Raw genomic sequence first — 8,125 nt, forward strand, 5'->3', positions numbered from 1 at the left:
CTTCTTAAACGGAGTCTTGAATGAAAAAAACTGTCATTTCTGCAAGCATCGCTGCCATGATTGGTGGCGTTGCGTTTGTGGGTGCTGCCAATGCGGCTGTGTTGGCGCCTGTTGCTGATGCATCCACCGGCCTGACCACGCCCAACACCGGGGTTGGTCACATCCTGTTTGTGCCTTACTTCACCTCGCAAGGCACCAATGCCACGCTGTTGAACATCGTCAACACCGACACCACCAACGGCAAGATCGTCAAGGTTCGCTTCCGTGGCGCTTCCAACTCTGACGACCTGTTCGACTTCACGCTGCTGATGTCTCCTGGCGACGTGTGGGCTGCCAAGATCAGCAAAGATGCCAACGGCATTTCCCAGCTGGAAACCGCTGACAAGTCTTGCACCCTGCCTTCCATCGTTGCCACTCAGACGAATTCTTTCGGTACTTCCCGTTTGAACTCTTCCCTGAGCGCCGAAGCCAAGGCCGCTGAAACCCGCGAAGGTTACATCGAAATCCTGACCATGGCTGACGTGCCGAAGTTCGCTTCCGCCGCTCAAGCCAAGGCTGCAGTGTCTGGTGTGACCGCTGGTACCAGCATCAACTCCCTGTACACCGCCATCAAGCACGTGTCTGGCGTTGCTCCTTGCACCACCACCGAACTGGCCAAGCTGGCTCTGGACCCCATCTCCTACGCTGATGTGACCGATGCCACCACCGCTAGCAAGTCTGCTACCGGCCTGGGCATGGACTACCCCACCGGCGGTCTGATGGCCAACAGCCTGATCATCGACGTGGTGAAGACTGCTTCCTTCTCCAGCAACGCTGTGGCCCTGGCTGCTTCTGGCTCCACCACCAACAAGGCCAACTTGGTGTTCTTCCCCCAGAATGGCACCACCATGTCGGCGACCACGCTGACCACTGACGCTCTGGGTGGTGTCAACGCCGCTGCCACCATTGACAGCGTGACGGCTGACCCGCTGCTGCGCACCAACTCCCTGCGTGTGGCCGCTGGCGCAACCACCTGGACTGCTGGTACGACCTCTCTGATCACCCCCACCAATGTGGACCTGCCTGACATGTCCACGCCGTACTACGCCACTGGCGCAGCTACTGGTGTGCCCGTCACGGCTCTGGTTCAAGCCGGTGGCCTGACGGCTGCTCTGGCCGCCAAGTCGGTGATCAACGAGTACCTGACCACCACCTCCATCGGTGCAACGACCGACTGGGTGTTCTCCATGCCCACCCGTCGTTACAACGTGGCTCTGAACTACGCGTACAACAACCCCCTGGGTGGCGACGGTCGCGTGTTCACTGACTACGGTGCCAACGCCAACTACTTCACCACTGTGAACACCTCTGTTTCCAGCGGCAAGATTTGCGTGGGTGCTGATTCCGTGACCCAGTGGGACCGTGAAGAAACCACCACCACCAGCGGTTTCGTGATTTCTCCCGCCACCGTGACCACCGTTCAGTTCTGCGGCGAAACCAGCGTTCTGGGCATCAACAACGGCACCGCAGCCACTTCTGGTTCTCTGAGCGCTTCCGTGGCTACTCAGAACATCAACGTGGCCAGCAACGAAGGTTGGTTGAAGATCACCCACAACGGCCTGTCCAACGCTGGTGGTGCATTCCCCAGCGCTGCTGGTACCGCCGCCAACGGCCTGGGCCTGCCTGTGATCGGTTCCGCCTACACCAAGTCGGCAGCCTTCGGTGCCGTGTGGGGCCACCGCTACGCCCGTTAATCAACGGCAAACACCTTTGCTGTAGCAATACAGCAAAGGAATTTTCAAAAAAGGGCGGGATTTCTCGCCCTTTTTTTTGTTTTTGGGTTTATCAGATGAAAAACGTTCGTTCAGCGATCAAAGTGGCCTGTGTGGCCGTTCCTTTGTTGATCAGCCCATGGGCATGGGCGCAAAGTTCCCAGGTCATCATTCAGGGCCAAGGAATATCGTTGACCGCTCAGGACCTCAAGGCAGAGTTGGAACGCTTGCCGCCCGATGTGCGCAACGGCTTGTTGTTCCGCAAAGACAATTTGATGCAGTTGGCCTCCAACCTGTACATCCGCCGTGTGATGGCCCAGGCTGCCGACAAGCAGGGTTTGATGAAAGAGCCCGACAACGCCAAGCAGCTCCAATTGTTGCAAGAACGTGTGGCGTCAGACGTTTTCCTCAAGTGGCTGGATGCGCGAAATCAACCCACGGCTGAACAGCTTGAGGAGCGCGCCCGTGAGGTCTACCGCGCTGATGAAAAGCGGTATACCTATGGCGAATCGGTGCGGGTCCGGCACATCTTGCTGACGGGTGACGACGCCAAAGCAAAGGCCGAGGAATTGCTGTCCAAGCTCAAGGCTGGGGCAGATTTTGCTGAAATGGCCAAAACACAATCCAGGGACCCTGGGAGTGCCGCTCGCGGTGGGGAGATGGACTTCTTCGAGCGTGGCCGCATGGTCAAACCGTTTGAAGACTACGCGTTTTCAGCCGAAGTGGGACAGCTGTCCGATCCCATCCAAACCCAGTTTGGCTACCACATCATTCGGGTTGAAGAGAAGAAGCCCGCAGGGCGCAAGCCGTATGAATCGGTCAAGGAAGAGCTGTCGAAGGAAGTGCTGCAAAAGCGGTTGACCGACGCGCGCATGGGAGAGGCAAATGCCATCATGGGCCAGGCCAAACCTGACTTGGATGCATTGGATGCTTTTGTGGCTGCCCAGAAGCCTGCCAATTGAGTTCGCCAATGTGGCATGACTTGCACACTGCTTGGCGGTTGCGTGCTTTGTTATGGGTGATGGCAGGGCGGGAAATCAACGCCCGCCATGCTGGTACAGCCGGAGCTTGGTTTTGGCTGTACGCTCAGCCGCTGTTGACGGTTGCCGCGTACTACTTGGTGTTTGATGTGGTGTTTGCCATGCGAACCGGGGATTCTTCGCGGGGCGTGGGCACCTTCTTGATTGTGGGCATGCTACCGTGGCAAGCATTCGCCGAGGGGATATCCCGTACCACAACGAGTTTGCTGGATGCGGGGCATTTGCTGCAAAAGAATGCCTTGCCTCCCATCCTTGTGGTGCTCCGCACGGTGTTAGCCGCTGCTGCGGTGTACACGCCGTTGTTGATGGGCTTGGTCATTGCGTATTGGCCGATGCACCAGGGTGACTGGTCGCTGGGGGCCTTTCCCGTGTTGGTGTTGCTCCAATGCGTGCTGGTTTGGTGCATGGGGCACACCTTAGCGATTCTGGCGGCTGCGTTGCGAGACGTCGTGCAGTTGGTGAGTTTTTTCCTGTCCGTGGGCATCTTTTGTTCACCGGTGCTGTTCCCGTTGGACATGTTCCCCGCGGCATGGCGTTGGGTCTTGTGGTTGAACCCCATGACGCCGTGGGTGTTGGGTTACCAAAGCCTGCTGTTGCACGGTGAGTGGCCTGCTTGGGGCGTGTGGGCGGGCATGGTCGGTTGGTTGGGTGCGTTGTTTATGTTGTTGTCCCAGCTGGTGAAGCGCAGTCGAGATGAGTTGGTGGATTGGTTGTGAAACATCCTTCGGTACTGCAAGTCACGCAATTGGGCAAAGGGTACAAGTTGTACTCGTCGCCGCGTCAACGCTTGCGCGCCTTGGTCACAGGGCATCCTTTGCCCTCCATGCATTGGGCGCTGGCCAATCTGACGTTCTCTTTGCACAGGGGCCAATGTCTTGGCGTGGTGGGAAACAACGGAGCCGGCAAGAGCACCTTGCTCAAGCTGCTGGCGGGCACGTTGCAACCCACAACCGGATCGGTTACCTGTTCAGGCCGCGTGACGGCCATTTTGGAGCTGGGCGCTGGCTTCCATCCGGACTTTTCGGGACGTGAAAACCTGCGTTTTGCGGGGGCGTTGATTGGCTTGAGCCCCGAGTCCTTGACTGCACTGGAGCAAAGCATCATTGACTTTGCCGAGCTGGGGGTGGCCATCGACCGGCCCGTGAAAACGTATTCGTCGGGCATGGTGGTCCGGCTGGCGTTTGCATTGGTCACCGCGGTGCAACCCGAGGTGCTGATCGTGGACGAAGCGCTGGCGGTGGGCGACCAGAACTTTCAAAAGAAGTGTGTGGAGCGCATCGAGCAGTTTCGTCAGAATGGTTGCACCATTTTGTTTTGTTCTCACAGCCTGTACCACGTACGGCAGCTGTGCGATGTGGCACTTTGGCTTGACAAAGGCCAAGTCCGTGCGTTTGGTGAAACCGAGTCGGTGCTGGCCAGTTACGAGGCCAGCTTGCGGGTGGAGGCCGCACCCGAAACCTCGGCGGAAGAGACCACTGCGCTGCCCGATGCCCCACGCAAATCGCCCGCAGAAGCTCAGCTTGTGAAGGTCTGGGCCGAAAGTTTGGATGACGGGGCACCGCCGTTGTTGCAGGCCCCCGATTTGGTGGTGACGGTCCGTGCCAAGTCGCCAGGCGACTTGGCACCCAGCATAGGCTTGATGCTGGAGCAGGCGCACGGGGTGGGCATCACGTCCATGGCTTCACATGCTGAAGGGGCCACCCCCAGGCGGGTGGGTGCGGATGAATGGGAGATCACGTTGACTTTCCCGGACTTGCCGCTGCACACGGGTGAATATGCGCTGAGTGCCTACCTGTTCGATGCCAAGGGGCTGGTGGTGTGCGATGAATGGAAAAATTGCCTCCATTTCAAGCTGGTGCATCCAACGCAAACACCAGGCTTGGTTCGTTTGCCCCATCGGTGGAGTTGACGTGAGCAGGGGCACAGGGGCAGGCGTGCGAGCAAGGCTGGCGACTGAATGGCGCGACGCGGTCGAATTGGTGTTGGTGCCTGCCTTGGCTGCGGTATTGCCTTGGCGTTGGTGTTTTAGCGTTTACAAGTTGCTGGCGCGCCATTCCCGGTTGTATGAATCGGCATGCCAAGGGGCGTTGGCGCAGGCGAAAGCCCTGGGGTGGGTGACCGACCCGGTGCATTTTGTCTACGTACGCCGCTTGGTGACTTTGGTGGACCATGCCGACTTGTATTTGGCCAAATCCAGGGGCTTGGCGTGGATGAAGCGCCATTTGCGCGTTGAGGGGGAGTGGCCCCAACCGGGAGAGGCGGCGTTGTTGTGCACATTCCACTGGGGGGCGGGCATGTGGGGCCTCAGGCACGCTGCGTCTTCAGGGTTGACGCCGCGGGCGTTGGTTGCGCCCTTGAACGGTGCCCATTTTCAGGGGCGTTCCGTGCTGCACGCCTATGCGCGTTGGCGAACGGCGGAAGTCAGGCGTGTGTTGGGTGCACCGCCATTGGATGTGTCACACAGCCTGCGGCCCGTGGTGGAGGCTTTGCGCCACCAGCAGATGGTGCTGGCGGCGATTGATGCGCCAGCGGATCAGGCCGATGCTGCTGAAGTCATTCCCCTGGCCAACATGCGCGCACGGGTTCCGCGTGCTTTGCTGCGGCTGGCAGCTCGGCAGTCCGTTTCCACTTGGGTGTACGTGACGGGATTGGATGTGCACAGCGGAGAGCGTTGGTTGAGGCTGGTACCGCTGGGGGCCACCCCTGACCCCGAGGTGCTGATGCAACGGGTGTTTGGGGAGCTGGATGGCCTGATTCGCTTGGACCCGGCTGCCTGGCACTTTTGGGGAGAGGCTCCCCGAATATTCGTCGCCGAACCCGCAGTTTCAGTGTGCCGCGAATGAGCGGATGGCCTCGTAAAACAGGGCTGAGCCGTCGGCGGGGTTGTCGGGCCGAATTTCCATGGCGTTGACGCCGTGTTGTTTGGCTCGGAACCGTTCGGGCACCACCGACAGGTAGTACGGGCTGACGAAGCGGGCCCCGGCGATGTAATGTGCCCTTAGTGCTCGTTCGTGCTGGCCTGCTACTTTCCACTGCTGCGGATTGAACTCAGGCACGCCGTAGTCACCAATTTGCCGCTCGTTCAGGTAGCGTGTCATCCACGTACTGTGGGTGGAGCCGCCGTACATGTTGGCACCATGGTGCCAAAGGGCGCCGGGATCAAACGTGGTGTCAGCCGCAAAAAGGTCAGGATTCCAACTGGAGTTCACTCGCGGCACGATTTGGTGGGAAAACGCCCATTTGCTGGGAAGGCCTGCTGTGAGCGCCACCTGTGTGAAGTGTTGCAGGAACTGACGCACTTGATGGCCGCGGTATTGATCCCAAGCCCTGGCCAATGGGTTGTAGGTGATTTGGACGGTTTTGCCGGGGCGATCCAACCAAGCTCGAACACTTGGCAGTGCGGTGGAGGATGGTTGGGGGGGGGGTAGCAGCCTTGGGCGCAAGAGGTTCGGCCTTGCCTGCGGTGTTGGCGAGGTTGAGTGTGGACGCGCCCAGCAACATCTGCTGCCCCTCAATTTCCAGCCACACTTGCAATTGGTGAGGGCCAGGGGACAAGGTGCTCACGTCGAGGTCGTACCGGAAGCCAACATTGGGGTCTTTGACTTCGTCGATGGCACGGTAGACGTCCAACCGATTCAGCCCCAGCTGCGCGTTGGCCACTTGCGTGTCATCGAGCACGATGGATATGCGCATGGGCTTTTGGGAGGGGTTCCATGCCCAACCGGTGATGGGCAACCAGCCGTTGGCTTGGTGTCCATAAAGGTTCCAGGTGGGAGTGGCACCTTGGGGCCATTCAAGGCCAGGGGCTTTGACGTCATCCCATTTTGCGAAGGGGGTCCCCATTCGTTTGTTCAGCGTCTGGATACTGCCGTGTTGTTGGATCAGCCACTGTCTGAATCCCGCAATGGATGCGGGGCTGTAATCGGTTACACGGGGTTGATCAAACTCACCCATGCCCTTTTCAAAGTCGGGGAACATGTGGTGGATCTCGCCGAGCAGCGAAATGCCAACGATGCGTTGCTTTACCTTTTCGGGCAGGGTGGAGATCTTTTTGACCACCTGCCGCAGAGCTTGGTACCGTTAGCGGTTGACGGGAATGGTTTCATCGGTTTGCAGCGTGTAAGGAACGATGCGATATCCGAAGTAGTTGGACAGCGGCGGCGTGCCGTTGGACAGTGCCATCAGGTTACGAGGGTCTTTGACGAGCTCGTCAACCAAAGGGCCCTGCGTGTCGAAATGGTCTGCAGCAAGGTAGATGAGGGCGGGGCGCCTCACTTGTGAAACAAGGTCCAGAAAAGTGGCCAGCCGCCGATCATCAATGGCCCACCCTGTGGCAGTGAGTTTGTACAGCGACAGCAACTGGATTGTGGCCACAAAGCCTACTTGGATATTTCCTTTTGGACCGCCTGGTTCCAATTGGTCAAGCAGTTGAGTGACTCGGTTGGCTGCATGGCGCTGATGCTGAATGCAGTAGGTTTCTACATCCGGCAGCTGCGGCAGTGTGAGGTTGTCTGCACCCTCGTCACATGCGAGCAACCCTTCAACCGAGGGAAGTACATAAAACGTTGAACGGGGTGCCAGTGGTTGGGCCGAACAGAGGGATGCGCTCAGACTCAGGATTGCGAGCGCTACGGATTTTCGTGACTTGAGGTTCATTGCGTGCCGATGATTTCCCACGGGGCGAGGCCTTGCTGTTCAAGTGTCAGCATGTCGCGTTGGAATTCGGGGGCACCGTAGCAAAGCAATTTGCCGGGCAACTTGATCATGTGGGGTTCTTGTGTGGCCTGGGTGTATGCACGCATTTGCGCCATGAGTGTGTCGCTGGGAGGTTGCGGGGCAGGCACCAGAACCCAGGCGCGTGTCTCCTTCCAGGTGATGGGCACGATGATGACTTGCAACATGTCGGGCCGGAACTCTGGAGGAAAGGGGCCGTTCTCGATCAGCCATCCACACACGAATGTGCGGCAGGGGTGTTGCGGCCGTTGTTCGTAAACCGAGCAACCTTGTGGGGATAGTTGTGTGCATGGTGTCCCGGGTTTCATGGTGCAGTTGACAACACCGGGAACGACCAAATGCGCAGTCAGCCAACCTTCGCAGCACTTGCGACACGGTCCACAACTGCGGGCCGGATGGGTTTGCATGGGGATCAAGTAGGCAGGAAAAGGTGGCGTTTGATGAGGAGATGAAGGATGCGTCATCCAGCAGTGTGAACCGCCCCGGGTTTCAAGGAGGCCGGTTGGTTTAAGTTGACACCTCTGGCGAGGTGTCGCTGGCGGCGAGTTGCCCCCAGTAGTTTGCCTCAGCTTCTGCCGGAGGGATGCCCCCAATCGGCGT

General features: G+C 58.8%; 10 protein-coding genes. 5 read left to right on the top strand and 5 right to left on the bottom strand.

Features of this window, described 5'->3' with window-relative positions; translation table 11 throughout:
- The first annotated feature begins 20 nt into the window (after positions 1–20).
- The 4 genes from ACYVB7_RS17170 to ACYVB7_RS17185 all read left to right on the top strand — a co-directional run bounded on the left by ACYVB7_RS17170 (position 21) and on the right by ACYVB7_RS17185 (position 4,700).
- Positions 21–1,733 (top strand): cell surface protein, encoded by a 1,713-nt coding sequence (locus ACYVB7_RS17170; RefSeq protein ID WP_460509705.1) that lies wholly within the window; start codon positions 21–23, stop codon positions 1,731–1,733.
- Positions 1,734–1,828: 95 nt separating this feature from the next.
- Positions 1,829–2,713 carry a peptidylprolyl isomerase gene (locus tag ACYVB7_RS17175; RefSeq protein WP_460509706.1) on the top strand — a complete coding sequence of 295 codons (885 nt, stop codon included), beginning with the start codon at positions 1,829–1,831 and terminating at the stop codon, positions 2,711–2,713.
- A gap of 8 nt (positions 2,714–2,721) precedes the next feature.
- The gene (locus tag ACYVB7_RS17180) at positions 2,722–3,507 is read left to right on the top strand and encodes an ABC transporter permease (RefSeq protein ID WP_460509707.1); all 786 of its coding nucleotides are present in this window, start codon (positions 2,722–2,724) and stop codon (positions 3,505–3,507) included.
- A gap of 107 nt (positions 3,508–3,614) precedes the next feature.
- On the top strand, positions 3,615–4,700 hold the full coding sequence (locus tag ACYVB7_RS17185; protein WP_460509721.1) for an ABC transporter ATP-binding protein: 1,086 nt from the start codon (positions 3,615–3,617) through the stop codon (positions 4,698–4,700).
- A 228-nt stretch (positions 4,701–4,928) separates the two neighbouring features.
- Here the strand turns inward: ACYVB7_RS17185 and ACYVB7_RS17190 are convergent, their stop codons facing one another.
- Entirely contained in the window at positions 4,929–5,087 is a 159-nt protein-coding gene (locus tag ACYVB7_RS17190; protein WP_460509708.1) for a hypothetical protein, read from the bottom strand.
- A gap of 58 nt (positions 5,088–5,145) precedes the next feature.
- Between ACYVB7_RS17190 and ACYVB7_RS17195 the strand changes: the two genes are divergently transcribed.
- A complete protein-coding gene (locus ACYVB7_RS17195; protein ID WP_460509709.1) occupies positions 5,146–5,634 on the top strand; it encodes a hypothetical protein in 489 nt (162 codons plus the stop codon).
- Here the strand turns inward: ACYVB7_RS17195 and ACYVB7_RS17200 are convergent.
- From ACYVB7_RS17200 to ACYVB7_RS17215, 4 genes are all read right to left on the bottom strand, one after another.
- The gene (locus tag ACYVB7_RS17200; protein WP_460509710.1) at positions 5,617–5,889 is read right to left on the bottom strand and encodes a hypothetical protein; all 273 of its coding nucleotides are present in this window, start codon (positions 5,887–5,889) and stop codon (positions 5,617–5,619) included. The genes ACYVB7_RS17195 and ACYVB7_RS17200 overlap by 18 nt on opposite strands.
- An 88-nt stretch (positions 5,890–5,977) precedes the next feature.
- Positions 5,978–6,850 (bottom strand): beta-galactosidase, encoded by an 873-nt coding sequence (locus ACYVB7_RS17205; RefSeq protein ID WP_460509711.1) that lies wholly within the window; start codon positions 6,848–6,850, stop codon positions 5,978–5,980.
- A 21-nt stretch (positions 6,851–6,871) separates the two neighbouring features.
- The gene (locus tag ACYVB7_RS17210) at positions 6,872–7,447 is read right to left on the bottom strand and encodes a hypothetical protein (RefSeq protein WP_460509712.1); all 576 of its coding nucleotides are present in this window, start codon (positions 7,445–7,447) and stop codon (positions 6,872–6,874) included.
- Positions 7,444–7,932 carry a hypothetical protein gene (locus ACYVB7_RS17215; protein WP_460509713.1) on the bottom strand — a complete coding sequence of 163 codons (489 nt, stop codon included), beginning with the start codon at positions 7,930–7,932 and terminating at the stop codon, positions 7,444–7,446. The genes ACYVB7_RS17210 and ACYVB7_RS17215 overlap by 4 nt, the downstream gene beginning before the upstream one ends.
- Positions 7,933–8,125 lie beyond the last annotated feature (193 nt).

The sequence above is a fragment of the Hydrogenophaga soli genome (assembly GCF_054777695.1).